This window comes from Dokdonia sp. MED134 (assembly GCF_000152925.2).
Taxonomy (GTDB): domain Bacteria; phylum Bacteroidota; class Bacteroidia; order Flavobacteriales; family Flavobacteriaceae; genus Dokdonia.
In genome coordinates this window covers 462,968-488,854 of sequence record NZ_CP009301.1, presented here as the reverse complement: position 1 = coordinate 488,854, position 25,887 = coordinate 462,968, and the positions used below count along the sequence as shown (strand labels likewise).

The 25,887-nt window shown below is 36.6% G+C and carries 24 protein-coding genes; 7 read left to right on the top strand and 17 right to left on the bottom strand.

Annotation, left to right across the window (positions count from 1 at the left end; all coding sequences use genetic code 11):
* Positions 1-41: 41 nt before the first annotated feature.
* From MED134_RS02100 to uvrA, 6 genes are all read right to left on the bottom strand, one after another.
* Positions 42-1,430, bottom strand: a complete 1,389-nt coding sequence (locus tag MED134_RS02100; protein ID WP_021779023.1) for a M28 family peptidase — start codon at positions 1,428-1,430, stop codon at positions 42-44.
* A 114-nt stretch (positions 1,431-1,544) separates the two neighbouring features.
* Positions 1,545-2,339: a sugar-binding protein gene (locus MED134_RS02095; RefSeq protein WP_021779024.1), complete on the bottom strand. Its 795-nt coding sequence runs from the start codon at positions 2,337-2,339 to the stop codon at positions 1,545-1,547.
* A 5-nt stretch (positions 2,340-2,344) separates the two neighbouring features.
* On the bottom strand, positions 2,345-3,124 hold the full coding sequence (locus MED134_RS02090; protein ID WP_038596888.1) for a T9SS type A sorting domain-containing protein: 780 nt from the start codon (positions 3,122-3,124) through the stop codon (positions 2,345-2,347).
* A gap of 37 nt (positions 3,125-3,161) precedes the next feature.
* Entirely contained in the window at positions 3,162-4,025 is an 864-nt protein-coding gene (locus MED134_RS02085) for a hypothetical protein (RefSeq protein ID WP_021779026.1), read from the bottom strand.
* Between the two features lie 48 nt (positions 4,026-4,073).
* Entirely contained in the window at positions 4,074-4,910 is an 837-nt protein-coding gene (locus MED134_RS02080) for a hypothetical protein (protein WP_021779027.1), read from the bottom strand.
* Between the two features lie 46 nt (positions 4,911-4,956).
* On the bottom strand, positions 4,957-7,752 hold the full coding sequence (uvrA, locus tag MED134_RS02075) for an excinuclease ABC subunit UvrA (protein ID WP_021779028.1): 2,796 nt from the start codon (positions 7,750-7,752) through the stop codon (positions 4,957-4,959).
* 247 nt (positions 7,753-7,999) lie between these two features.
* Between uvrA and MED134_RS02070 the strand changes: the two genes are divergently transcribed.
* Entirely contained in the window at positions 8,000-8,584 is a 585-nt protein-coding gene (locus MED134_RS02070; RefSeq protein ID WP_038600795.1) for an RNA polymerase sigma factor, read from the top strand.
* Between the two features lie 279 nt (positions 8,585-8,863).
* Here the strand turns inward: MED134_RS02070 and MED134_RS02065 are convergent, their stop codons facing one another.
* A complete protein-coding gene (locus MED134_RS02065) occupies positions 8,864-9,538 on the bottom strand; it encodes an endonuclease III domain-containing protein (RefSeq protein WP_021779031.1) in 675 nt (224 codons plus the stop codon).
* Positions 9,539-9,715: 177 nt separating this feature from the next.
* On the opposite strand from MED134_RS02065, the gene bcp reads away from it, so the two are divergent.
* On the top strand, positions 9,716-10,171 hold the full coding sequence (gene bcp, locus MED134_RS02060) for a thioredoxin-dependent thiol peroxidase (protein WP_021779032.1): 456 nt from the start codon (positions 9,716-9,718) through the stop codon (positions 10,169-10,171).
* Between the two features lie 71 nt (positions 10,172-10,242).
* Here bcp and MED134_RS02055 read toward each other — a convergent pair whose 3' ends face one another.
* Positions 10,243-11,700: a hypothetical protein gene (locus tag MED134_RS02055; protein WP_021779033.1), complete on the bottom strand. Its 1,458-nt coding sequence runs from the start codon at positions 11,698-11,700 to the stop codon at positions 10,243-10,245.
* A gap of 127 nt (positions 11,701-11,827) precedes the next feature.
* Between MED134_RS02055 and MED134_RS02050 the strand changes: the two genes are divergently transcribed.
* Together MED134_RS02050 and MED134_RS02045 are read left to right on the top strand one after the other, a co-directional pair.
* Positions 11,828-12,619 (top strand): MBL fold metallo-hydrolase, encoded by a 792-nt coding sequence (locus MED134_RS02050; protein ID WP_021779034.1) that lies wholly within the window; start codon positions 11,828-11,830, stop codon positions 12,617-12,619.
* Between the two features lie 2 nt (positions 12,620-12,621).
* Positions 12,622-13,113: a hypothetical protein gene (locus MED134_RS02045; protein WP_021779035.1), complete on the top strand. Its 492-nt coding sequence runs from the start codon at positions 12,622-12,624 to the stop codon at positions 13,111-13,113.
* A 1-nt stretch (position 13,114) separates the two neighbouring features.
* Here MED134_RS02045 and MED134_RS02040 read toward each other — a convergent pair whose 3' ends face one another.
* The 8 genes from MED134_RS02040 to MED134_RS02005 all read right to left on the bottom strand — a co-directional run bounded on the left by MED134_RS02040 (position 13,115) and on the right by MED134_RS02005 (position 22,601).
* Positions 13,115-13,765 (bottom strand): alpha/beta hydrolase, encoded by a 651-nt coding sequence (locus MED134_RS02040; protein WP_021779036.1) that lies wholly within the window; start codon positions 13,763-13,765, stop codon positions 13,115-13,117.
* Between the two features lie 14 nt (positions 13,766-13,779).
* Complete coding sequence (locus MED134_RS02035; protein WP_021779037.1) at positions 13,780-14,115, bottom strand: DUF4870 domain-containing protein; 336 nt, start codon at positions 14,113-14,115, stop codon at positions 13,780-13,782.
* A complete protein-coding gene (locus MED134_RS02030; RefSeq protein ID WP_021779038.1) occupies positions 14,115-15,368 on the bottom strand; it encodes a dihydroorotase in 1,254 nt (417 codons plus the stop codon). Before MED134_RS02030 ends, MED134_RS02035 begins: the two co-directional genes overlap by 1 nt.
* The gene (locus tag MED134_RS02025; protein ID WP_021779039.1) at positions 15,365-17,290 is read right to left on the bottom strand and encodes a BatA domain-containing protein; all 1,926 of its coding nucleotides are present in this window, start codon (positions 17,288-17,290) and stop codon (positions 15,365-15,367) included. The genes MED134_RS02030 and MED134_RS02025 overlap by 4 nt, the downstream gene beginning before the upstream one ends.
* Before the next feature lie 40 nt (positions 17,291-17,330).
* On the bottom strand, positions 17,331-18,524 hold the full coding sequence (locus tag MED134_RS02020) for a sensor histidine kinase (RefSeq protein ID WP_021779040.1): 1,194 nt from the start codon (positions 18,522-18,524) through the stop codon (positions 17,331-17,333).
* 69 nt (positions 18,525-18,593) lie between these two features.
* Positions 18,594-19,358 (bottom strand): TIGR02757 family protein, encoded by a 765-nt coding sequence (locus MED134_RS02015; protein ID WP_021779041.1) that lies wholly within the window; start codon positions 19,356-19,358, stop codon positions 18,594-18,596.
* A 57-nt stretch (positions 19,359-19,415) separates the two neighbouring features.
* Positions 19,416-20,081: an ABC transporter ATP-binding protein gene (locus MED134_RS02010; RefSeq protein WP_021779042.1), complete on the bottom strand. Its 666-nt coding sequence runs from the start codon at positions 20,079-20,081 to the stop codon at positions 19,416-19,418.
* Positions 20,082-20,129: 48 nt separating this feature from the next.
* Positions 20,130-22,601, bottom strand: coding sequence for a DUF5916 domain-containing protein (locus MED134_RS02005; protein WP_021779043.1), 2,472 nt, complete (start codon positions 22,599-22,601; stop codon positions 20,130-20,132).
* Positions 22,602-22,725: 124 nt separating this feature from the next.
* On the opposite strand from MED134_RS02005, the gene folE reads away from it, so the two are divergent.
* The 3 genes from folE (at position 22,726) to hutH (ending at position 25,506) form a co-directional block, all read left to right on the top strand.
* Positions 22,726-23,322, top strand: a complete 597-nt coding sequence (gene folE, locus MED134_RS02000; protein ID WP_021779044.1) for a GTP cyclohydrolase I FolE — start codon at positions 22,726-22,728, stop codon at positions 23,320-23,322.
* A gap of 51 nt (positions 23,323-23,373) precedes the next feature.
* Positions 23,374-23,679, top strand: a complete 306-nt coding sequence (locus MED134_RS01995; RefSeq protein WP_021779045.1) for a hypothetical protein — start codon at positions 23,374-23,376, stop codon at positions 23,677-23,679.
* 318 nt (positions 23,680-23,997) lie between these two features.
* A complete protein-coding gene (gene hutH / locus MED134_RS01990; RefSeq protein WP_021779046.1) occupies positions 23,998-25,506 on the top strand; it encodes a histidine ammonia-lyase in 1,509 nt (502 codons plus the stop codon).
* On the opposite strand, the gene MED134_RS01985 is transcribed toward hutH, so the two are convergent.
* Complete coding sequence (locus tag MED134_RS01985) at positions 25,498-25,863, bottom strand: STAS/SEC14 domain-containing protein (RefSeq protein ID WP_021779047.1); 366 nt, start codon at positions 25,861-25,863, stop codon at positions 25,498-25,500. The genes hutH and MED134_RS01985 overlap by 9 nt on opposite strands.
* Positions 25,864-25,887 lie beyond the last annotated feature (24 nt).

Sequence of the window (25,887 nt, the reverse complement as noted above, 5' to 3'; positions counted from 1 at the left end):
GTTATTAAGCAGACCCACATTTGAGTCCATATGGTATTAGGTTAATCTCTTATAATAGTACTAGGGAATGCTACTGGACTCTCGTGACCATCTTTACCTACAGCAGCTACGCCAAAGAAAAAGTTATCTATCACAATACCTTTAAGAGTGGCACTTGTACCATTTGTAATAAGTCTTGAGTTATCCCAAGTAGGAGAGGTGGTATCTCTCCAGTACACTTTATAAGCTACTGCGCCCTCTACGGCATCCCACTGTAAACGTGCGTTTGCCTCTACAATACCACCTATACCTACATTACTAGGAGTAGGAGGTGCCCAGGCGATGCTTGCAAGGTTTATGGCATTTACGGCTGTAAGTTTTGCATTATATGGAAAGTTTATGTGCTCAAATGTATCTCCATAATTTATTCCATTTTCTGTACGTATGTCTTGGTGTTGCTGTGTATAATTTTCGTGTGCTTCCATTATACGTATTCCAGCAAAACCAGCGTCGTTAAAAGGTCTGTGGTGACCACCACGGCCAAAACGGTCTAGTCTATATATCATCATAGGGTTCATCTCTGGCATATACGTCTTTGTGGTTTTGTAAATAAAACGAGCCAGTTGTCTTGATATACCATCTACCTCACCACCATAAAAGCGTCTTGCGTTGCGCTGTCTCTCTGTCTCAGTAGGAGGGACTGGCTCAGAAAATATTCTAAAGGTTCTATTATCTATTACCCCATCTACACCTTCTATATTACCTATCATATCATTGTTCATAATACCTATAATCTCCCAGCCTTGCTCTTTTGCGTAGGCTGCGAGCCCTTTTCCGCCAAAGAGTCCTTGCTCTTCTCCAGAGAGGCCTACATATATGATACTGTTTTCAAAAGTATATTTTGATAATACTCTAGCCGCTTCTAGTGTACCAGCCATACCGCTCGCATTATCATTTGCCCCAGGAGCGTCATCTGTATAATTTGTAGGATCAGAAATTCTACTATCTATATCACCGCTCATTAGTATGTAACGGTTAGGGTACTTACTGCCTTTTTGTACGGCTACAACATTTACTACCGCTACATCCTTTACTATACGAGGGTTTGTACCTTTTTTTACTAAATCACTCTGGTAAAAAACATCTAGACAGTTATTACAAGCTTGAGATGTTTTTTCAAATTCATTTTTGATCCATCTTCTAGCGGCGCCTATGCCGCGAGTGTTTGAAACGGTATCACTTAAGGTGTGTCTTGTTCCAAAATCTGCAAGTTTTTTTACATCTGCCCGTAATCTGTCTTCAGATACGGCATCTATAATATCATAGATTCTTGCATCTGTTTGCGCTACACTTGTACCTATAGAAAGGCAAAATGTAAAAGCAGTAAGTACAGAGGTAGTGATGAGTTGTTTTGGATTTGGAATGTGTAGGGTGGGTAAATTTCTTAACATTGATATAAAGTATAAATTTTTGTTTTAAAGATAGTAAAGAATGTGTTGATGTGTAGACCGCTTTCGCGAAAGCGTGTATATAAACTTTACAACACAATCGAAGCAACTCAAGATTTACTCCACGAGCTCAATAGTGCCAAAAATACCTGCGTCTATCCAGCCTCTGTTTTTATCTTCACCTGGCACGGCTACAGAGCCTATAAAGTTTTCTCGCTCTTCACTTGCATCATTATCACAATAGGCTAGGGCAAAGCCCATTTTTTTATTAGGTGCTAGTATTTTTTGCTCGTTCACACCACCATCTTTATAAGTAGCGTCATAGATAGTCATCTTACACTCCCATAGCATCTTATTTTCTCCTAAAGTTGTAGTTTTAGATTGTACGTGGCTATTGTATAATGTAGGTATTTTACCTGGTGCAACATCTACCACATTACCGTCTAGAGCTACGTGATATGCAAAGGCATTGTGGGTAAACTGGTGACCACCACCAGAGTTGTCTTCATCTATAAAGATCTCTAGGCAGTCATCATCCCACCATAGGGTGAGTGGGTCTTTTTCTTTATCATAAATTACGTCATCTGTAATTTCGGCAAGTATATATAAGGCCTCTGGAGTCCAAGCAAGTTTATAACGACCAGCAAAGTCTTGTGCAGTATAATCATCTCCGAGCCATTTTTGATCTAATTGTTGCCAGCTCACACTATTCCATATAGGATCATCTGCCTTTCCGTCCAGCTCTGGCGCAATAGTGGCTTTTTGAACTTGTCGTAACTGGTGATCTATCTTATTATTAGGTATCTCGCTTGTATCTTCAACCAGGTCTGAAGATGGGGATGCAGTTGTTGTAGTTTCTTTACAGCTCGATAATGCAAGTGTGAGTAAACAGATGGCTAGTAGGTGTTTCATTAATATTATAGTTTGTTAATTTTTTGAGTAATAATACCAGAGCTTGTAAAGACTTTTACAAAATAGATTCCGGACGGTGTGGCACTAAATGTTACAGTTGATAGAGTAGCCTGTGAAACTATTAATTGTCCTGTGATATTGTAGATTTCGAGTTTTTGAACGGCTGTGCCTGGAGCGCTTATACGTAGCGTCTCGCGTACTGGGTTAGGGTAGATCACTATATCATTTTGTGTGGTAACTTCTTCTATATCTAGAGTTCCAGAAACTACAAATCTAAGCGTAGCCTGAGAGTTAGGTCCTGTTTGATTAAGCCAGAAGGTATAAGTTCCGGTAGGTAGTGGTGGGGTAAAGCCTGTGCCCAGTTGCCCAATTTGTGGTAGTAAATCTGTATCTTGATTACCGCTACCGTACGTCATACCTCCTAGTAAATCACTTGCAGTTGTACTCATTGCATCTGTTGTAAACGCGTTGCCTTCTTGCAAACCAAGAAATGCCTCATTATTTGTACCCTCTGCGGTATAACTGTCAAGAACAAGTTGATCTAGCTGTAAATCTGGAGGTAGGGTGATCGTGATATAATCTATATCACGAGGATTACCTTGTTGATCTGCTGTAATGCTATTATCTCCTAGCTCGAGGATAAAAGGACCACTAGGAGCGTCAAATTGATCTGAGAGGTCACCGTCTGTGCCCTCATTATAAGTAAAGCCTTGAGCAGTTACAATTACAGATGTGAGTATAAATGCCATACTTAAAATAAGCTGCCTATTCATTTTTGTCTTCATTGTGCTCTTATTTTTCATCTTTATGATAGATAAATGATTACTCAGATTTTGGTTGTGAGATTGTAGATACAATAGCAATCTGATTACCACTAGGCGCAATAGCAAACCGTGTAATGTCTTGTAGCGCTGTATCTGTAAAACAATGGAAGACCTTCCACGCGTTTTTGTCTTTTACAAAAATGGTATTCCCCTTTGCCGCAAGTAATCGGCCATCTGGTAGCCAGTTTATATCTTCTACACCCTCATCTAGCGGTATTATGTTTTTTATCCTTTTTGTAGCTGGGTCAATAGATTTTACCATCCAGGGTTGTGAAGTTTTGTCTATAAAACTTACCAGATGAGTATCAGGTATTTTATGAAAAGATCTGCCTACTGCTATCTTTAGGTCTTCTGTTTTTTTACTATCTAAGTGATGAATTACTAGATGTAAATTATCTTCAACAATATCTGCACCTACAATGGTGTTCTTGTCAAACCAAGTATAGTAAGCCACTACCGCATCTTTAACTAGGGTAGGAGTTTCTGTTTTTCTAGGTAGGTAGTGATATAAACGCTGTAAGCCATCTGGATCTAGACGCACTGCAGAGATTCCTCGTGTACCCATCATAAACTGCGGAGAGTATTCTCCTCCTTGAGTGCTTATGTTAAACTGTTTTGAAATGCCTCTCGTATACTGTATGATTTCTGTTTGCCCTTCACGAGTACCAGCATAAATAATCACATTATCTGCCAGAAATTGTGGCTGGCTGTCATAGCCTTTATTTTGACTAATGTTTTTTTTGTTGTTAAGCACAGGTTTTTCGTGCGTGGCATCGATATCAAATAGAAAAATCTCTGTATCAGATTGTGACCTCACAAACGTAATTGAAAGCAGAAGTAACAGTAGTAATAGGTTTTTCATAATTAAACGTGTTGATGGTTTTTGTTACGCTTTCGCGAAAGCGTGATACTACATTTCTCGAGGTTTTGTTGAGTCATAATCACTATCTAGATCATCTGTCTCATAAGTACTATCACTAGCATAAGTCCTTGATGACGAATCATAGATTGTTTTATTTGATCTTAGATCGTGAGGTTCAAGGCTGTTATATGAAGAGCTTGTAGCACTTGATGAAGATATATAGGTGGTTCTTGTCATTTTATTCCAGGCGGGAACTCCTAAAAAATCACTTAGTGTTACAGCATCTGTTTCTATACTTTTTCTGTGGCCGTGATCAACAATATTATAACGGCTACCATCTTCAAATACAAGATTAATCTCATAGCTGGTGTAAGAACTTTTATTACCACGTACACGCTCTGGTAAAATTTGTAAAGCCTTTATGGTGTCTAGCTTATAATTATGTGCATCTTCTTGCACAGTTAGGCTTGTTACTTCTTTCTTTTTACTTCTATGAAAATATCCTGATGACTTATTAAATGTAATTGTGCTATTGAATTTTTTAATTATAAAGATCCCTACACCAATAAAAATAAGAGGGATTAGTACAAAAATTAACGCTTCTACCTTAAAGCCTGTTTTAATAATAGTTGTAGTTCCTACAAGGATAAATACTATAGGAAAAATAATAAATAGTGCTCCAAATATTTTTCCAAAAGAGGAGGCTTTATATTGAAGTTCGCTATCAGAGATTTTTACTAAGCTTTTGGTCTTGAAGTTTGCGCCACCGCCAGCCTCAGGAGACCAACTAACCTTACTGGCAAGCTCATCATTAAATACACCAGGATCAAAAGCTGTAGTTTTTGTAGCTTGAACGAGGTTTTTTATAAAATTAGAAAGTCCCATTGTACTAAAATAGAACTTTCGGAGGTAATATCTAATTAGTAGATGCTTAGAGTTTTTCCTTTAAGTATGTACCGGTAAATGATTTCTTATTTTTTGCAACTTCTTCTGGTGTTCCGGCGGCTACGAGTTTTCCTCCATTTTTACCACCTTCTGGTCCCATATCAATAACATAGTCTGCACATTTTACAAGGTCCATATTATGCTCTACAACAATGATAGAGTGACCTTTTTCAATAAGAGCCTCAAAAGAAGCTAGGAGCTTTTTTATATCGTGAAAGTGAAGTCCCGTAGTAGGTTCATCAAAAATGAATAGCGTCTTATCCTTTGTAGTTCCTTTTACGAGAAAGCTTGCAAGCTTTATACGTTGTGCCTCACCACCAGATAGGGTAGAAGAGCTCTGTCCTAAAGTTACATATCCTAGGCCTACATCTTGAAGTGGCTTTAATTTACGTGTTATTTTTGCCTCATTGTGTTCTGTAAAAAATGACACCGCATCGTCAATAGTCATAGTGAGGATATCGTCTATATTTTTACCATTAAAAGCTACCTCAAGCACTTCTTTTTTAAATCTCTTGCCGTTACACGTCTCACATTCAAGATGTACATCTGCCATAAACTGCATCTCGATAGTTACCTCGCCTTCACCTTTGCAAGTCTCACAGCGACCACCATCTACATTAAAAGAAAAGTGCTTTGCTTTGTAGTTTCTTATTTTACTAATTTTCTGACTTTCAAATAGTTTTCTAATGTCATCGTAAGCTTTAATATAAGTTACCGGATTTGATCTAGAAGACCTTCCTATTGGGTTTTGATCTACATACTCTATGGTTTTTATGTTATCATAATTACCTGTGAGCTTTGTAAACTGTCCTGCTTTCTCACCATAACCTCCTATAGCTTTAAGCATAGCAGGATAGAGGATCTTACGCACAAGTGTGGACTTACCACTTCCAGAAACACCTGTAACAGCCGTAAAAACTCCTAGAGGAAAACGTACATCTACATTTTTAAGATTATTTTCTCGAGCACCTATAACCTCTGCATAGTATTTTGAAGTTTTACGCTTTTTAGGCACCTCTATTTCTAATGTTCCATTTAGATATCCTGCCGTGAGTGACTCACTTTTAAGTATATCATCATAGTCACCTACTGCAACTACATCACCCCCAAAGGTTCCTGCTTCTGGGCCTATATCTATTATGAAGTCTGCTTGTTTCATAATATCCTCATCGTGCTCTACTACGATGACTGTGTTGCCTAAATCTCTTAGAGACTTAAGAACCTCTATGAGTTTTTCTGTATCTCTAGGGTGTAAACCTATGCTAGGTTCATCTAGAATATACATAGAGCCTACAAGGCTACTACCTAATGATGTGGCGAGGTTAATACGTTGTGACTCACCCCCAGAGAGTGTGTTAGATTTTCTATTAAGCGTGAGATAGTTGAGTCCTACTTTTTGTAAAAACTGTAACCTACTTTTTATTTCTGTAAGTAATCGCTTTGCTACCGTAGTATCATATTCATTAAGCGTTAATCCATTAAAAAAGTCTTCTACTTCGTTAAGGGGCAACTCTACAAGGTCTACAATGTTTTTTCCTCCTATCTTCACGTAGGTTGCCTCTGGGCGCAGGCGCTTACCTTTACAGGTATTACACTTAGTCTTACCGCGGTAACGAGAGAGCATCACCCGGTTTTGTATTTTATAAGCTTTAGACTCTAAGAATTTAAAGAACTTGTTGAGCCCGTCAAAGTGTGTATTACCTTCCCAAACAAGCTGCTGCTGTTCTGGCGTGAGTTCAAACCAAGGTTTGTGTATAGGGAAGTCAAACTTATATGCACGATTAACTAGCTGGTCTCTGTAATGACTCATACTATCACCTCTCCAAGGAAAAATAGCATTCTCATACACAGAGAGTGCCGTGTTAGGCACTACAAGATCTTCATCTATACCTATTACATCACCATAGCCCTCACAAGTGGGGCAGGCACCATAAGGATTATTAAAAGAAAATAAATGTACGTTAGGCTCTAAGAATGACATCCCATCTAGCTCAAACTTATTTGAGAACTGGCGTCGTGAGCCGTCCTCCATTTTTTCTATAAAGAGTGTTCCTTTACCTTCAAAAAACGCCGTTTGTATCGCGTCTGAGAGACGATTTACAAAGTCTTCATCTTCTGGATTTGTGATGATACGGTCTACCACAAGTAGAATGTCTTTCGCTTTAAGCTTAGAACCTATTTCGGCTACTTCATCTAGGCGTTTTACTTCTCCCTTTACTTGTATACGAGCATATCCTTGTTGTAAAAGGGCTTGAAGTTTTGATTCAATTTTTCTTCCTTTTTCTAAGTGAAGAGGAGCGAGGAGCAGGAGTTTTTCTCTTTTGGCGAAAGCCAAAATATACTTTACCACATCTGTAACGGTATCCTTTTTTACCTCATTGCCAGATACAGGTGAGTAGGTCTTGCCTATACGGGCAAAGAGCAATTTAAGATAATCATAAATCTCTGTAGAGGTACCTACGGTAGATCTAGGATTTGTGCTGTTTACCTTTTGCTCAATAGCAATAGCAGGAGCAATACCTTTTATATAGTCTACCTTAGGTTTATCTAACCTGCCTAAAAACTGTCTGGCATATGATGATAAACTTTCTACATAGCGACGCTGTCCTTCGGCATAGAGTGTGTCAAAGGCTAATGATGATTTACCAGATCCAGAGAGCCCTGTGATGACCACAAGTTTGTTTCTAGGGATAACAGCATTAATATTTTTGAGATTGTGGAGTTTGGCACCCTTAATGATAATATTCTTCTTAGGATTTACATCCTCAACGTCTATAAGCATCGCAATTCTTTAGATATCTAACAAAGATACCGAAAGTGTAGTGCTATTAAAACCGAGTAAAGACGGGTTTTAAGATGTTTTAATTAAAATATTGTGTAAATACCCCATTTTTTAAGAAAGGTTAACATAATTATTATATATTTACGGTTATAAACACAAAAACAAACTGCGTATAGCATAATACTACTTTATAAAATTTTGGGCTAGAATGGAGGTTCTAGCAATTTTAATCTACAAAGTGGTACTTATGAAAAGTGTTTTAATTACAGATGCTACGCTCGTTAGCAATTACATCAAAGGAGACGAAAAATCATTAGCTATGCTTATCGCAAGGCATAAACAACGTATATATAGTTTTATATATTCAAAGGTTTATGATCGTGATATCTCTGAAGATATTTTTCAAGATACTTTTATTAAAGTTATTAAAACGCTTAAAAAAGGTAAGTATAATGAAGAGGGTAAATTTTTACCTTGGGTAATGCGTATTGCTCACAATCTTGTGATAGACCACTTTAGACGTAATAACCGTATGCCTAAATTTGATAATACAGGTGAGTTTTCAATATTTTCTGTACTAAGTGATAATAGTCTTAATGCTGAGAAGCAAATGGTACGTGATCAAGTAAACAGAGATGTAAAACGTATCATTGAAGAGCTACCAGAAGATCAAAAGGAAGTACTCAAAATGCGTATTTACCAAGAGATGAGTTTTAAAGAAATCTCAGAGCGTACGGGAGTGAGCATTAATACTGCACTGGGAAGAATGCGTTACGCATTGATCAATTTGAGAAAAGTGATTGATACAAATAACATAGTTTTAACAAATTAACATAATAAGCCATACTTTTTTGCGTTCTTGATAAGAACCAAAGAAAATCCGAATGGCAAAACTTTACTCTAAACCTTCGTCAGGTAATAAAAAGACGACCCCATATGAACCAAAACAAGAGACTGTAGATTATCTCTTGAACTACTCTAAGGCTTTAAGTGTTATACATTATAAATCGATGAAGTTTGAAGCACTCATCAACTAAACTTTGAGAAAACCCCGACTAGTCATCGGGGTTTTTTTATGGGTTTTGAGTACGCTTTCGCGAAAGCGTAAAACTTATTTCTTCTTCTTTCTTTTGGCCATCATTTTTTCATAGTCTGCAAGTACTGTCTTACGGCCTATGGTTTTTGTAATGATATCTTTCTCTAAGTCCCATCCTCTAGCAGGTGAGTAATCACGGCCGTACCAGATGATTTGGAGGTGAAGATCATTCCAGAGATGTTCTGGAAAGAGGCGCTTTGCATCTTTTTCTGTTTGCACCACATTTTTACCATTTGTAAAGCCCCAGCGGTACATAAGTCTATGTATATGCGTATCTACAGGAAAAGCTGGTATACCAAAGGCCTGAGCAACAACAACACTTGCAGTTTTATGGCCCACAGCGGGAAACTCTGTAAGCTTCTCTATACTAGCAGGTACAACGCCATTATATTTATCTATAAGGATTTGTGATAGCCCGTGTATTCCTTTTGCCTTCATAGGAGAGAGTCCTACAGGCTTTATAATCTCTCTTATTTCTTCTACGGTAAGTTTTACCATATCATAAGGATTATCTGCCACCTCAAATAGTAGTGGTGTAATCTGGTTTACTCGCACATCTGTGCTCTGTGCACTCATAAGTACGGCTATAAGAAGCGTGTAGGGATCTTTATGATCTAGAGGAATAGGGATTTGAGGATAAAGCTCTTGTAGTGTATCTATAGTGAAGTCAACCTTTTCTTGCTTAGTCATTGCTTTATTGAGAATTTATAGCACCTTAAAAGTGTATTTCTTTTTGTTAATAGAGATAACTCGTAACTTTATAAAAGTGATGGTCTTTATGAGATGATCCTATTGTTATGTAAAGGTAATTAACCATTGTGAGATGTGAAATGAGATATCACAACCACAATAAATTTTAAATTGAAGATGAATACATTAGAAGTAGGGGATAAGGTCCCAGATTTTACTACAACAGATCAAGACGGAAATAGTGTAAGCCTTTCTGATTTTAAAGGGAAGAAGCTTATTGTATTTTTTTATCCTAAGGCTAGTACACCAGGATGTACGGCAGAGGCTTGTAATCTTAGAGATAATTATAAGGAACTACAAGACCAAGGCTACCACCTACTAGGTGTAAGTGCAGACTCTGAGAAGCGCCAGAAAAATTTTGCAACTAAGTATGAGTTTCCTTTCCAGCTTCTTGCAGATGAAGACAAGACGGTGATAAACGCCTTTGGCGTATGGGGACTTAAAAAGTTTATGGGTAAAGAATATGACGGTATACACCGTATGACCTTTAAGGTAGATGAAGAAGGTGTAGTTACAGATGTTATCAAAAAAGTAAAAACTAAGGATCACGCTGCTCAACTGCTAGATGCTTAACAAGTGAATTAAAATAAAAAAAAGCCTTAAGTTAAATACTTAAGGCTTTTTCTATTGCTATAATGTTTATGCTATTTATCTGCTTCTAGTAATGCAGATGGTTGGTAACCGAATAGGTTACGAGACTTTATAAGTTCAGAAACGCCTTCTGGTAGCATTTCTTCCCATCCTTTTTCACCATCAGAAATCATACGTAATACTTCTCTAGAGAATATATCTGTGATTGCTGGGTCATAATTTTCTATATCTAGTACTTTACCATTAAGTTTAAAGAACTTGTAAAGCTCCTTCATACGTGGGTGTACCTTAAGATTATCGCTTGTAGTGTACTCTCCAGTTTTAGAATCTTTCATAGGGTATAAGAATACCTTTAGATCTTTAAAGAATAATTTTCCAAAAGCCTCTAGAATACCTCCACTCAAGTGACGATAGTAGCTTGTGTCAAATATATCTATGAGATTGTTTACGCCCATTACTAGACCCATACGCTCTTTTGTGTAGTTTGAAAAATACTCAACTACACGGTAGTACTCTTTAAAGTTTGAGATCATCACTGTTTGCCCTAGTGAGCCTAACAGTCTTGCTCTTGCCATAAAATCCTCTTCATCTATATCTCCTTCTGCACGGAGGTTTGATAAGGTAATTTCAAAAATGGCCTCTGTCTTCTTCTCATTAACACGGTTTGCTTCTACAAACATTTTATATGCTTTCTCAAACATATCCATATTCACCTTAGTAACTGGTCTAAAGCTACCACGTAGGGCTAGTACGTTTTTCTTGTAAAGTAAAGCTGCTGGTAAAATGTTGTTACCTTTTGCATCAAACATTACGGCCTCTGTCATACCATTCTTTACAAGTTGTAAACTCATAAGACGGTTATCTACGTGTTCAAACTGAGGTCCAGAGAAGTTTATCGTGTCTATCTCTATCTGATCTTGATCTATGTGATCGTATAGATAGCGTAATAAATTTTTAGGGTTATCGTGCTTGTAAAAAGCACCATAAATAAGGTTTACACCCAGTGTACCTAGAGTTAACTGTTGTAAACGAGCATCATTTTCGTGAAAACGAACGTGTAAAATAATCTCATTAAACTCACCTTCTGGAGAGATTTGAAAACGTATACCTACCCATCCGTGTCCTTTATACTTCTTTGCAAAATCTATGGTAGCAACCGTATTTGCATAGGTAAAGAAGATTTTATCTGGCTGTTTGTAACGAGATATACGGTCTTCTATAAGCTTCATCTCGTGAGAAAGCATCTTTTTAAGACGCTTTTCTGTCACGTAACGACCGTCATCTTCTACACCATATATAGCATCAGAAAAGTCTTTGTCATAAGCACTCATTGCTTTTGCAATGGTACCACTCGCACCGCCTGCTCTAAAAAAGTGGCGCACAGTCTCCTGTCCAGCACCTATCTCTGCAAATGTTCCGTATATATTATTGTTAAGATTTACTCTAAGAACTTTGTTCTTGAGGGGAGGTACCTTTTCAAAGTCTTTATCTCCTAAAATTGTAACAGCCATAGTATTGTTTTTTCCATCTTTTAATGGTTAACCAAAGATACAAAAAGGGTCTACTAGCCAAAAAAATAACTGTATTTTTGTGAGAGAATTATTAGCTATTACAGTTTCTTAATCTAGTTACACTTACGTGAAAATCACCTTTCTCGGTACCGGCACCTCACAAGGCATTCCCATTATAGGAAGCACGCATCCCGTGTGTCTTAGTGATGACCCACGTGATAAAAGATTGCGCGTGTCTGTGCTCATAGAGTGGGACAAGTATAACTATGTGATAGATTGTGGGCCAGATTTTAGACAACAGATGTTAAGTACGCTTTCGCGAAAGCGCACACCAGCAGGCGATCCTGCTCCTTTGCACGGTATACTATTTACCCACGAGCACGCAGACCACGTTGCGGGGCTAGATGATATAAGACCTTTTGTTTTTAGACAAGGTGATATGCCTATTTACGGACATAAAAGAGTGATTAAAAATCTAGAAGAACGTTTTGAATATATCTTCACTAGAGAAAATAGATATCCCGGCGCCCCAAGTGTAACTTCTCACGAGGTTAAAAATAATGAGCCAATCTCTCTGGGTAATATAGCGGTGACCCCTATAGAAGTTTATCACGGCGATTTACAAGTATTTGGGTATCGGTTTGATAAAATTGCCTACCTCACAGATGTAAAAACTATTGCAGAAGAGGAGATAGCAAAACTGAAAAACCTTGAGATACTTGTTATCAATTGTTTACGTGAGGAGCCACACAGAACGCATCTTAACGTTGACGAGGCGCTATCATTAATAGCTAGAATTAATCCAAAAAAAGCATATTTAACACATATAAGTCATCATCTAGGTTTTCACGCAGATGCAGAAGCAAAACTCCCAGAAAACGTTTACATAGCCTATGATGGCCTTACCCTAACTACATAATTATGAGAAGAAATATTTTTCTATACCTATTTTTATTTGCAGCGTTGTATATCATTTTTCAATCTATTAATAGTAGTAAAGGTCTTGAGTATCAAGAACGCAGGATCAATAAACTTGAGAAAAAGATAGCCAAGAAAGATTCTCTTTATAGTGTTCTGGAAGATAGACTTGCAAATACAGAGTACTTTACACTTTTAGGTAATGAAAACACAAAGGAATACTTTGATAATGATAACCTTGTTGTGGAAGATATTAAACCAGCTATAGTAGATGGTTTATATGCAAAGAATACGGCAAACGGCAATGATCTTATAAACTTTGTAGGTGACGGGAGACCGTTTCAGATCAATCGTGTACAAATTTTGAACCACAGATGGATTATAGCCGACTTTTCAGATGGTAAAAAATGGGGAGAAATACTAGTTGAGTATTTTGTAAATGAAGATGGGTCTGTAGATTACAATCGTGTCGAAAGTTTAGTATATCCTAACTAAATTATACCTGCTCCTCAAGCCATTTTTTAAACTCATAAAAATTAGTAGGATGCACGCCGTGACCTACTGGAAACTCACTTAGAGTAGAGTTTATGCCTACTTTCTCAAGGTAAGGAGGTGTTTTTCGAGCAGCATCTATAGGTATTACTTGGTCTACCGTACCGTGTGAGTTGTAAACATTGAGGTGCGCATAAGAGGGATTACTTTTAAGCTCAATGATGTCCTCATTAATATAACCACTTAGACCTATCACATTTTTAATTTTTTCTGGATAGGTAAGTGCCACGGCATAACTAAGTATTGTTCCTTGACTAAAACCTAAAAGGGTTACATTATGCTTATCAAGATCATATGTTTCAATTGCTTCATCTATAAATCGGGCAATAAGATCTCTAGATTGACGTGCACCATCATTATCTGAAGATTTTACTCCATCTGGATCTATACTTATATGATACCACGCATTACCATATGGCTGCATTGCAATAGGTGCTCTGGCAGATATGATAAAATAATTTTTTGGTAACTCCTCTGCAAAACTAAATAAGTCTTCTTCATTACTTCCATAACCGTGAAGTAGGAGTAGTAGTGGTGCTTTATCACTAGAGGTGATGGTAGGCTTTTGTATAATGTGTTCTAATGACAGTGTCATAGGTATGTGTAATGCTAGTTATTGTTATTTCCTCCCAGTATATTCTGATAAAAAGAACCTACTAGAGGAACTAGTTGTCTTTTTCCTTGAAAGGCAGATATGATTCCATATAACCAGAGCGCAAAAAATAGCACCAAAAATCCACCAGATGCCATTGGTATATTCAAATAGCTAAGAGGAATCATTATTAAAAAATAGCTAAGGGTAAGCCCTAGCGATTGTCTTAAGTGAAAAGCGGCAAATTCATTTTTTGACTCACTATTCATAAAATAAGCTATGATAAGACCTACAAAGGTAATGTAGCTTACAACTGCAGCTGTTTTACCTTCAAATACTGTGTTTTCATCCATTAGTTAAGTACAACTTGATTATTTGCTATAATGCCATAAACCTCACCTTTTACTTTCTGATTAAGAAATATGGCGTTCTGAGAACTTGAGAGAATATCTTGTTTTGTAAATGTCTGGCTTCCCTTTGTAGAGAACAGTGTAAGATCTGCCTTAACTTGTTCTTTTACAGGGTTATTTTGACCTATAAATAGATTTCTTCCTGCTGTAAGTAGTGTTATAGCTCTTTTTTCTGAAACTATTGTAAGAAGTGCTTTAAAAGTAGCCTCTTGAGCTATTGCACCATACATAGCATTGTCAAACTCTACATTCTTACGTTCTACATCTAGCGGATTATGGTCACTTGTAACAGTATCTATAGTTCCATCTTTTACTGCTGCTACAAGGGCCTCTACGTGTTCTTTATTTCTAAGAGGAGGTAACACCTTATAACGTGTATCAAAATCTTCTATAAGATCATCTGTAAGGCATAAATTATGAATTGCAACACTACAAGTGACGTTAAGTTTTTTACTTTTTGCCGCTCGTATTAATGCAACTCCTTCCTTTGTTGAGACTGTAGGTATGTGCAGTTTACCACCTGCATATTCTAGTATATGTAAATCTCTTGCTATTTGTAAACTTTCGGCTATGGCAGGTATACCTTTAAGGCCCACTCTTGTGCTCATTACACCTTCATTTACCATTCCTTTACCAGCTATTTGCTGCTCTTGCGGAAATGACAATACAAGTCCATTAAATCCCTGAGTATATTGTAATGCAATTTTAAGGAGATTTGGGTTTTTGATAGGGGTCTGGTAATCGCCGAAGGCTACAGCTCCAGATTGTTGCATATCATATAACTCTGCAAGATCTACGCTCGCACTATTTCGCGTAAGCGCACCTATAGGATATAATGAAGTTGCGTGTCCCTCTGCCATTTTTTTTACAAATGTTATGTCAGAGCTGGTATCTATTATAGGATAGGTGTTTGGGTTAAGTGCAACACCTGTAAAACCACTACGAGCAGCTACATTAAGACCATTATCTATAGTCTCTCGCTCCTCATAACCAGGCTGCCCCATACTCACGCTAGTGTCAAACCAACCTTGCGAGATGTGTAAATCTTCTTTTTCAACTGTCGTTTCACCTTTAAGACTCGCTAGTTTTTGACCTATCTCTATAATGAGTCCATCTTTAATCCTGATATCTTGTGTTGTGCCGTGGTAGGGGCTCTCACTATCTATGATTGTGGCGTTCTTTATGAGTACTTTCATTTATAGAATTTTAAAATCAGGATTTCTAGTAGTAGAAATAGTAAGGCAAAAATAATAAACCATTTCCAAAGAGATTGTACATTATCACTACTCTCAAATTTGTCAAAAAGACTTTTAATTGAGGTATGGTAATTTTTATCATTATCTAGCTGTGCATATCGCAAGTTGCTTTCTGACCTAGTATAATTATAACTCACTTGCTGTAAAGTCGTTGTACTATACTGAACTTTATAATTACCAGCCACTTCTGGGCGCTGTGTTGTTGTGATCTGTACTCTACTACCTTTAGATTGCTGTAATGGTATAAAATTATTTTCTTGAGTAGTGCTTTGCTCAAGTGTGATAACTTCATCATCTTGTAATACTAGTGGGATATCATAGGTGTTTGTAACACCCGTATTCATATATAGATCTGGGAGTTGCAAACTTTGTCTAGCCATATTATAAAAAGTAGGCACAATGAGTGGTGAACTTTTAAAATTTGAGTTTTCTTGTGAAAGACTCCCAGAGAATGCATAGATGCTGTTTTGAGCAGTTAAAAAAGTTGATCCGTCTTGAAATTTTAAAATAGGATCACCACCAGCTATAGCATATGATTCACTTACAGATGGATATTGAAAATTATCAATTCTAGTATCAAAAACGTCTCTATAAATAGGGTGGTCATAATTGATTGTTGTGACTAGTTGCTTTTCGTTTTGCTTTGCTGTAACCTGTAGAGAAGCTAGATTTTGAAGTGTTAGATTGTAAGCGTTTGGTGATGTGGTGCTATTAGGTATTATTGTGCAGATTCCTCCCGCTTTCGCGAAAGCGTCTATAATCCCAATAAGAGATGACGGAATATCTGTCACTTCATTTAAAATGACATAATTTACCTCAGGAATTTTACTGTAATCTAAATCTTTGAGCGTGCTTGTGGTGTACTCAAACTCTGGAGCGGTAAAAATGCGTTGTAAGTAATTTGAATTACCACCATTAATAGCTAGCACACGTATAGGTCTATCTTTATTTATTGTAAAAAATAATGTGTTATCAAACTGTAATAAAGGATCATCTATAACCACGCGACCCTCTAAGCCATCTTCACTTTTTATTGTAAACAGAACACTTGTTGTGAGATCATCATTAAAGGAAGCCGTTCCTTTTGCTAGTAGCGTGTTTCCATTATAAAGAGATACAGCGGTATTAGTCTCTCTTTTTTCTAGTGTAGAGAGTAACACGGTAAGCTCTAGTCCCGAAGCTTTTCTTGCAGAAACATATATAGAATCAATGCTCACATTATTTTTTAGAACGGGTTGTAGCTGTATGTAGTTTTTTAAAACGTTTGAAGCAGGGAGTTGGTAAGGCGTTCCTTTTTCTTGATAATCTGAAATAAGGATGAGCCTTTTACTTGTAGAGGGGTCATTTGTAAATTCCTTTTGAGCTTTTAGTGTGACCGCCTCTTCAGAAAGTTGTGTAGCAGTAAAGGGGAGTTGTAGCAACTCATTTCTTATATCTTTTACTGTGGTGTTTCTATATGCTGTATTATTTGTGAGTAGGGTAAACTTTTGATCTTCTTTTAGGTTTGTAATAAGGTCTTGCGCAGCGGTTTTTAAAAGTTGACCAGAAGGGCCTTTTGCTTGCATACTATAAGAGTTATCAAGATAAATAATAGTCTCCTTAGGTAGTGTTGCTATATCAGATTGTGGTATAAATGGTTGAGCAAAAGCAAATACAATAGCTGCCAGTAATCCCATACGAGTGAGTAAAACAAGCCATTTTTTTATCGAATTACTTTTACGAGTTTGAGTCTTAATCTTCTTGAGGAAAGCAACATTTGTAAAAGCCTCAGTCTTAAACTTACGTAGTTGAAATAAGTGAACAATAATAGGGATAAGCAGCAAGAACAGGGCATAAAGTAGTTCTGGATGTCTAAACTGCATAAGGTTGTTCTGGTTTGTTCAAAAATAGATAAAAGACCCTTTATCGCCTAATAGTAAAAGTGAAAATACTTCCTTTACCCACAGTAGAGTCTACAGTAATAGTACCGCCTAATGCTTCTACGAGTTTTTTTACAGTGGCAAGCCCCATACCTGTACCTTTATTACCATTGCGATCATTTGTCCCCATAGTTTTAAAAGGCTCAAAAATATGAGCCTGCCTATCTTCTGGTATACCCACACCGTTATCTCCCACCGAGATGCTATAAAAATCTTTAGTAATAGTGCCGCCTAAAGTTATCTCTGGATGCTCACTTGTGTTATACTTAACACCGTTATCTATGAGGTTTGATATAACTTGCTCAATAGCCACGACGGGTACTGCTTTGAGATCAACGTTTTTATTAAGAGTGATAGTAACATCACTAGATTTGTGAAGGTTTTTCACCTCACTTACTATAGTATCAAGCGTAGCATCTTCTTTTGTCACGAGCAAATTATCTGCTCGATAATATTCAAGTAAGCCATCTATGTAGCTCCTCATAGATTTTGTAGACGTACTTAGATGTTCCATAAAGACTGTAAAGTCTTCATCATTTTCTTCTGCATAATCTTCGGTGAGTAGGTTTACAAGACCTTCTATACTTGATAATGGTGATTTTAGATCGTGAGCAATAAGTCTTGCAAAGTCTTCTAGTCTATTATTGCGCGCTGTTGTCTCTTGTTGTGATTTCTGGAGTTCAATATTTCTTTTACGCGCCTCAAATAATAAAATAACTTGCTTTGCTAAACCTAGCAGTGCCTCTTGCTGTTTTTCATCTAGCGTTCTAGGCTTGTGATCATATACACATAAAGTTCCTAATGCGTAGCCATCTTTAGTTTTGAGAGGGACACCGGCATAAAAGATTGCTTTAAAATCTTTTACTAGCGGGTTGTCTTGAAAACGCTCATCTACCCGAGCATCTTCTACTATAAAAATGGGATTTTCTGTAAGAATAGCGTGTCCACAAAAAGAAATATCTCTTGGTGACTCAGAGAACTCAATACCTAATCTAGATTTTAAGAAATTTCTATCTGCATCAAGAAGCGTCACTAGTGATATGGGAGTATCACATATATATGAGGCTAGCTTTGTAATAGTATCATAAGCCTCTTCTGGTAACGTATCCAGTAACTCATAGCTACGTAGCGCTTTAAGCCTTTCTTGTTCATTTATAGGTGGTACAGGTTTTTTCACGAGTATGGATAGTTGCTAGTTATATTGCAAACAGATTTTGATGACTGTTTTCTAATAAATAAAGATAGATTAAAAATTTTCAAAAGCACCAAGTCCAAATAATGCAAAATCATATTTTACTGGATCTACGGGATCCATTTTTCTTAAGGCTTTATCTAGCTCGGCTAAGGTTTTACCATCATTTTGCTTTCGCGAAAGCAATCTAAGCTTCCTTGCAACATTACTCGTATGTACATCAAGAGGGCAAGATAATAGGGAAGGGGAGATAGATTTCCAAATCCCGAAATCTACACCGGCTCGAGCATCTCGTATCATCCATCTTAAAAACATATTGATACGCTTTGCTGCCGAATTTTTGGAAGGATCACTCACGTGTTTTTGTGTGCGTGGTAAATGATCTACTTCAAAAAACACTTTTTTAAAATGTGTGATTGCAGGTTGTAAATCACCATTTGTAATTCCTGATAAAAATACCTGCTCTAGACCGACGTGATGCGTGTAGATGTTTTTAAGTGCTCTTATAAACGTCTCAAAATCTATGCTATTAAATGTGCGATGTACAAACCCTTCAAAGAGGTGAGCCTGCTCTGGCGTGTAGTTTATTACAAAGTCGTGAGGAGCTTCACCCATTATCTCCATCATCTTTGTAGCATTATTGATAATACTCTTTCTATTACCCCAAGCTATGGTAGCTGTAAGAAAAGCGGCTATTTCTATATCTTCTTTTAGATCAAATCTATGTGGAATTTGAATAGGGTCGTGAGGTATAAAGTCATTATTTTCATACTGTGCGGCCTTCTCGTCTAGAAAAATTTTGAGTTCCTTTTTGTTCATCTTCAGATTAGGGGTTGACCATAATGGTATATATATTACCTCAAGCTATGGGGCATTTTAGGCTTTTACAAACATACCGTCTTTCATCACAAGTTTACGGTCTGCCATATTTGCTAGCTCTTCATTATGCGTGACTATAATAATGGTTTGGTTAAACTCATCTCTAAGTTTAAAAAATAAATTATGTAAATGCTCTGCACTTTCTGTATCAAGGTTCCCAGATGGCTCATCTGCAAGTATAAGCGCTGGGTTATTTATAAGTGATCTTGCAACGGCTACACGTTGTTGCTCGCCTCCAGAGAGCTCATTAGGCTTATGGTCATAACGATGTGATAGCCCTAAAAAGTCTAATAGCTCCTTAGCTCTCTTTTCTGTAGTAACTTTATCTTTTTTTGCAATATAAGCAGGTATACAAACATTTTCTAGCGCTGTAAACTCTGGTAATAACTGATGAAATTGAAATATAAAACCTATATGCTCATTTCTAAAAGCACTCATAAGTTTTGCTTTCATACCTATGATTTCCTTACCATTTATATGCAAACTTGTAGTGGCACCCGTGTCTGGGCTGTCTAATGTGCCAATAATTTGAAGTAATGTGGTTTTACCTGCTCCACTTTGTCCTACTATAGAGACGACTTCACCTTTATTTACCGTAAGTGAGACATCTTTTAATACTTTAAGATCGCCAAATGTTTTAGAGATGTGTTGTGCCTTTACCATAAGAAATTACTTGACTGTGAAAATACTACAATAACCTTATAAGCACAATTAAGAGACCTTTTTAAAGACGTGCTTGATGTTGTTATAATCTATAAAATAAGTAACCCTCAATGATAAGGTATGATTTAGAGATTCTTGAAATAAATTACGTAAACTATCATTGTAGCTTATGGTTGATAATTCATCAAACTTTGAAATTTGATTACGATAGAGTAGGGAAGCTTCACTACCTGGTGCAAATCTCCACCTAAAACTTAGATCGAGATTCCAGATATTAAAATTTGCATTAGGATCTCTGCGCTCTGTTAGGTCATAATCTGCTATTTCTGATCGTGAACCATCATCATTAAGCAAATAATATATATTACTACTATGGTCTGACACTGCCCAGAAGTTCCTTAAACTTAAATTTATAGCTTTGTAGGGATCAAAATTATAGTTTGCTGTAACTCTATTTTCAAAAGAGGTTACGTCGCGTAAGCCTAAGAAGACCTCAGTATCTGTATTATCTACCCAGCCAAAGTTATTTTTTCTACTTGAGTAATCTGATGCTAATATGACAAGTAGTTTTTCTGAAAATCTATAACGTGGAGAGAAGTTAATACTATAATTAAACTGGTCTTGATTGCCAAACCACTGTCTTACAGCTCCTCCAAAATCAAAGGCAAACTTTTTTCTAAAGTCTGTAGAGATAAAGCCTCCTCCACCTAGATTAGACTCAAACGTTACAAACTTACCATCTACACGAGGCTCAAAATAATCTTGATTTTTACCATTCAGACTCAAATTACCGCCAAAGGCAAGTCTTTTTGTAGTTGCAAAAAATGAGTTGAGCCGGATGCTGTTACGTGTTTTTACGCTGGGCTTGTATAACCGCTGGTGACGTACAGTTACATCAAATCTATAGTTGTTAAATTTACCTTTAGGTTGTATGAGCTGGTATGAGCCACCTAGAGTGAAATTATTAAAGTTATTTCTAAAGTTTACGCCTAGGTCATTTATGTCAAGTTTAGTATCTGCAAAGTCGTGACCTACTCGATATCTCCAGTTTCCAGATATTTTTCTAAAATCAAATTCTGACTGAAAACCTGTAGTGGTCTCGCCAGACTCTCTCACATTACTAAAAATCCCTCTACCAGAGATGTTGTAATTATTGTTCTTATCTGCAATGTCAAATACCCCTCCTGTAACATTTGCATTTCTAAAATTGCTACCGTTCCTTGTGACATTTGTGTTTATAATTGATACAGAAGAGTTTTGATTAAACTGCTGGTCTAGTACAAAGACATTATAGTTAGATAGTGGCTCTATAAGAACTTTACGTCTCGAAGTGTCTAGAATACTACTTGTATCGTCTTCATTAAATTCTGTGCGCTCTATGGTCGCAAATGTCTTGCTACCTATCGAGTTTAGAAAACCTATACCTAGGCCACCTTTTGTACGTCCAGATATTTTAATTGAGTTGAGGAGTTTAACTTTTGCAGGGTAATCTATAATCTCTTCGGTAACGGTGTCGCTATCTTCAAGAGTTACACTGCCAGATGCTGGACCTCCTATGCGTCGAGAAAAAAAGATTCTCCCTTTATTAAACAAGTCAATACCTTCTGTAAAGAAGGCTCTATTCTCACCAAAGGTTTGTTCGAAAGGTCCTAAATTGAGCACCACATTATCAAAAGCTACTTGACCAAAATCTGGTATAAGTTGTGCGTCTAAAGTAAAACTATCACTAAGGCCATATTTTATATCTAGCCCACCAGCAAAGTTAGTCTCTGTCTGGCCATCTTGTGTGCTTAGAGCACTTTGTACAAATGGAAAAAATGTAAGTCGCACTGGAGGATCTATATTGCGCACTCCGGTCACTGCGCCATTATATTGTGTATCTCTCCCTATACCACGCTCAATTCTACTCCAAGTATGTGTTTCATTTTTAGTTACTAAACGCCTATAGAAGTTAACACTCCAATTTTGAACGTCACTTTCTGGAAAACGTAAAGCATTATATGGTATGCGGTACTCTGCATACCACCCTCTCTCATCACGTGATACCTTACATTCAAAAACAACATTAAAACCAAAGTCTCTATTATTTTGAGTGACTCGTTGATCTCCTATAGTTCCAGCACTCGTGACATAAAATCTCGTTTCATTTATACCATCATTATAGGTGTTAAGAGCTACCATAAAATGATCTGCCTGAGCAAATACTTCATCACGCTGGCTAAACTGTCTTGCAATACCTTCTGGATTAGGATCATATAAGTATGCTGCGATGTAAATAGCCTTATCATCATAGGCCATTTTTACCTCAGTGCGTTGGTTTTCTTCTATCGTCCCGTCATTACCTGGTTCAAACATATGAAAGTCACCATAAACAGGCAGTGATTTCCAGATATTATCGTCTAGTACTCCATCTATCTTTGGGGCTACACTAATACGCTCTGCGTTTAGAATTTTGGTATCCTGAGAAAAGAGAAATCCGGTAGATAGTAATGAGAGTATTCCTAAAGCAAGAAAGCGCATAAAATTTATTTTGACTAGACAAAACTATGGTTGTCATATAGATGAAACTCTAAATAAAAAGTTAAAAAGCAAAATCAAACTGTTTAATAAACTGTATATTTGATTAAACATTTTAATTAAGACAATGCCATACAGAAAATTTGAAGAGTACAACATAGAAGTAACAGAAGATGTAAAGAGTAATTTTACATCAATTATTAAAAGTCTTGGTGAAGACACAAGTAGAGAAGGTATTGTAAAAACACCAGAAAGAGCTGCAAAAGCAATGCAGTACTTAACCTCTGGTTATGAAATGGATGCTGCTGCTATATTAAAGGGAGCAATGTTTAAGGAAGACTATGATGATATGGTGATTGTAAAAAACATCGAACTCTACTCTCTCTGCGAGCATCATATGCTACCTTTTTTTGGAAAAGCACACATAGCTTATATTCCTAACGGTCATATTGTAGGTCTAAGCAAACTACCGCGCATAGTAGATGTTTTTGCGCGTAGGCTTCAAGTACAAGAACGTCTCACACACGATATCTTAGAGTGTATTAATACAACCTTGCAACCTAAAGGAGTGGCAGTTGTTATTGAAGCTTCACATATGTGTATGATGATGCGAGGAGTTCAAAAGCAAAATTCTACGACCACTACATCTGGTTTTAGAGGTCAATTTGAAAGACAAGAAACCCGCAATGAGTTCCTTAAATTAATCTCGTCAAATTTAGATTAACATTTTTGGAATGTATTTTGATTATACATAAGTGTTATATTTAAAACGCTTATGGACAATCAAACTAATAAATACAAACTCTTACTTATAGGTCTCCTTATAGACGGCCTTGGTATCGTAACTTCAAGTTGGGTATTTCCAGTTATTGGAGATTTCTCAGATATTGCTTGGGCACCATTTTCCGCCTGGCTTATGACGCGGCTTTATAAAGGAACTGCTGGTAAGGTAGGGGGAGTGGTAACCTTTATAGAAGAGCTTATTCCCGGGGTAGACATTATACCATCATTCACACTTATGTGGTTATACACCTATGTTTTTAAAGATTCAAAAGTGAGTAAAATACTAGATAAAAATTAAGATACTAGTTTTATTAATTATTACGCTTTCGCGAAAGCGCAACAATCAAAATTTTAATTTACCTCTAGTAATTACGATATCTTTAAAGATTTCTATATTAAAACATTCGCATATTTAATATTCTATAAAATTAAAAAAACGATTTATAAATATTTGTTATTTAGTAAGTTGTGTATTAATTTACAACAATATTTGTTTTACTATTTCACTATAATTATAGTTTACATTTCCCTTGAATCGACATAGTATTATAAGCTTAATTACAATATTCTTAATTATATGTTTATTTTTTACGAAATTGCGTGAAAATATGATCATATGTCTCAAATACACTATATAAGTAGTGAAATTCTTGACCTTAAAATAATTTCTTCTATTCTTGATGAAGATAAAAAACTCAAACTCAGTGAGGAATGTGTACATACTATTAATGCCTCCAGAGCTTATCTAGATAAAAAAATAAAAGAAAGTAAAACACCAGTATATGGCGTAAATACTGGTTTTGGAAGTTTGTGTAATGTTGCTATACGTGATGAAAACTTAACAAAGCTGCAAGAGAATTTAGTACGGTCTCACGCTTGCGGTACTGGAGAATACGTTCCTAAGGATATCGTAAAATTAATGTTACTTCTCAAAATACAATCCTTAAGCTATGGTCATAGTGGTGTACACATTAATACAGTACAACGACTTATAGATTTTTACAATCTCAATATATTGCCTGTTGTATATGATCAGGGCTCGCTGGGCGCAAGTGGAGATTTAGCTCCGCTTGCACATCTTGCCTTACCTTTAATAGGAGAAGGAGAGGTCTGGCTTGGTAATAAAATTATGCCGTCTGTAGAGGCTCTAAAGAGTAATGGGCTAACTAAGATCTCGCTACAGTCTAAAGAAGGCCTTGCATTACTAAATGGTACACAGTTTATGAGTGCATATGGTGTGATGGCACTTATAAAATCACATAAATTATCTTATCTGGCAGATGTTGTGGGGGCGATATCTATAGATGCCTTTAATTGTAATTTATCTCCATTTAACCCACTTGTACATTACGTGAGACCCCATAAAGGACAAATTAAGACTGCAGCTCGTATAATCTCTTTTTTAGAAGATAGTGAGATTGCTGTAACAGAAAAGCAAAATGTACAAGATCCATATTCTTTTAGATGTATACCTCAAGTACACGGTGCTACCAAGGATGTCATAGACTTTGCGACCAAAACGTTTAAAACTGAAATTAATAGTGTTACAGATAATCCTAATATTTTTCCGGCAGATGATATGATAATAAGTGGCGGGAATTTTCACGGTCAACCACTAGCACTTGCATTAGATTATTTAAGTATTGCAATGTCAGAATTAGGTAGTATAAGTGAGCGTCGCGTTTATCAATTAATAAGTGGTTTACGAGATTTGCCGCCATTTTTAGTAGATAGCCCAGGCCTCAATAGTGGTATGATGATACCACAATATACTGCAGCAAGTATAGTAAGTCAAAACAAACAACTATGTACGCCGGCTAGTGTAGACTCTATCGTATCATCAAATGGACAAGAAGATCACGTGAGTATGGGAGCAAACGCAGCTACAAAACTTCTCAAGGTTGTAGATAATGTTGAGACGTTACTCTCTATAGAATTGCTTAATGCAGTTCAAGCATTGCATTACAGACAGCCACTTCATACATCTGGATTTCTACAGTCTTTTACAAAGAGTTATAGAGAAGTAGTACCGTTTGCAGATAAAGATAGAATTTTTGCAAATGATATTAAACTAGGCAAAATATTCATCAATAGTGTGAATATAGATCTCAACGAGCTATATTAAAACTTGGGTTAACCAGTTTTTTGCCTCATCTGTCGTTTTAAATGTTTCAAATGGTTGATTAAAAAATTGTTTCTCAATAGCAACATTAGTCTCGCTAAGCGGGTTTTGAGATACAACGGCAATTGCTTTAAGACCATAATGGTTTGCGGCATCTATATATACCGTAGGGTCTACAGAGTAGGAGTTTTTTCTATATGATAAATAAGCAAAAGGCTTTTTATCAAATATTTCTTCACAGTATGATAGAAGGAGTCTATTTGATAGAGGGTCAATATGTGATCCCTCGTTCATCACGCCTATAACAATATTATCTTCTATATGTAGTTTTCCGAACTCAAATTCTTTGGTAATTTTCAAAAGATCTAGGGGGTTTGATTTTTA

Coding starts and splice junctions, on each gene's coding strand:
- MED134_RS02100 (WP_021779023.1), bottom strand. CDS start 1,430: ATGTTAAGAAATTTACCCACCCTACACATTCCAAATCCAAAACAACTC.
- MED134_RS02095 (WP_021779024.1), bottom strand. CDS start 2,339: ATGAAACACCTACTAGCCATCTGTTTACTCACACTTGCATTATCGAGC.
- MED134_RS02090 (WP_038596888.1), bottom strand. CDS start 3,124: ATGAAGACAAAAATGAATAGGCAGCTTATTTTAAGTATGGCATTTATA.
- MED134_RS02085 (WP_021779026.1), bottom strand. CDS start 4,025: ATGAAAAACCTATTACTACTGTTACTTCTGCTTTCAATTACGTTTGTG.
- MED134_RS02080 (WP_021779027.1), bottom strand. CDS start 4,910: ATGGGACTTTCTAATTTTATAAAAAACCTCGTTCAAGCTACAAAAACT.
- uvrA (WP_021779028.1), bottom strand. CDS start 7,752: ATGCTTATAGACGTTGAGGATGTAAATCCTAAGAAGAATATTATCATT.
- MED134_RS02070 (WP_038600795.1), top strand. CDS start 8,000: ATGAAAAGTGTTTTAATTACAGATGCTACGCTCGTTAGCAATTACATC.
- MED134_RS02065 (WP_021779031.1), bottom strand. CDS start 9,538: ATGACTAAGCAAGAAAAGGTTGACTTCACTATAGATACACTACAAGAG.
- bcp (WP_021779032.1), top strand. CDS start 9,716: ATGAATACATTAGAAGTAGGGGATAAGGTCCCAGATTTTACTACAACA.
- MED134_RS02055 (WP_021779033.1), bottom strand. CDS start 11,700: ATGGCTGTTACAATTTTAGGAGATAAAGACTTTGAAAAGGTACCTCCC.
- MED134_RS02045 (WP_021779035.1), top strand. CDS start 12,622: ATGAGAAGAAATATTTTTCTATACCTATTTTTATTTGCAGCGTTGTAT.
- MED134_RS02040 (WP_021779036.1), bottom strand. CDS start 13,765: ATGACACTGTCATTAGAACACATTATACAAAAGCCTACCATCACCTCT.
- MED134_RS02035 (WP_021779037.1), bottom strand. CDS start 14,115: ATGGATGAAAACACAGTATTTGAAGGTAAAACAGCTGCAGTTGTAAGC.
- MED134_RS02030 (WP_021779038.1), bottom strand. CDS start 15,368: ATGAAAGTACTCATAAAGAACGCCACAATCATAGATAGTGAGAGCCCC.
- MED134_RS02025 (WP_021779039.1), bottom strand. CDS start 17,290: ATGCAGTTTAGACATCCAGAACTACTTTATGCCCTGTTCTTGCTGCTT.
- MED134_RS02015 (WP_021779041.1), bottom strand. CDS start 19,358: ATGAACAAAAAGGAACTCAAAATTTTTCTAGACGAGAAGGCCGCACAG.
- MED134_RS02010 (WP_021779042.1), bottom strand. CDS start 20,081: ATGGTAAAGGCACAACACATCTCTAAAACATTTGGCGATCTTAAAGTA.
- MED134_RS02005 (WP_021779043.1), bottom strand. CDS start 22,601: ATGCGCTTTCTTGCTTTAGGAATACTCTCATTACTATCTACCGGATTT.
- folE (WP_021779044.1), top strand. CDS start 22,726: ATGCCATACAGAAAATTTGAAGAGTACAACATAGAAGTAACAGAAGAT.
- MED134_RS01995 (WP_021779045.1), top strand. CDS start 23,374: ATGGACAATCAAACTAATAAATACAAACTCTTACTTATAGGTCTCCTT.
- hutH (WP_021779046.1), top strand. CDS start 23,998: ATGTCTCAAATACACTATATAAGTAGTGAAATTCTTGACCTTAAAATA.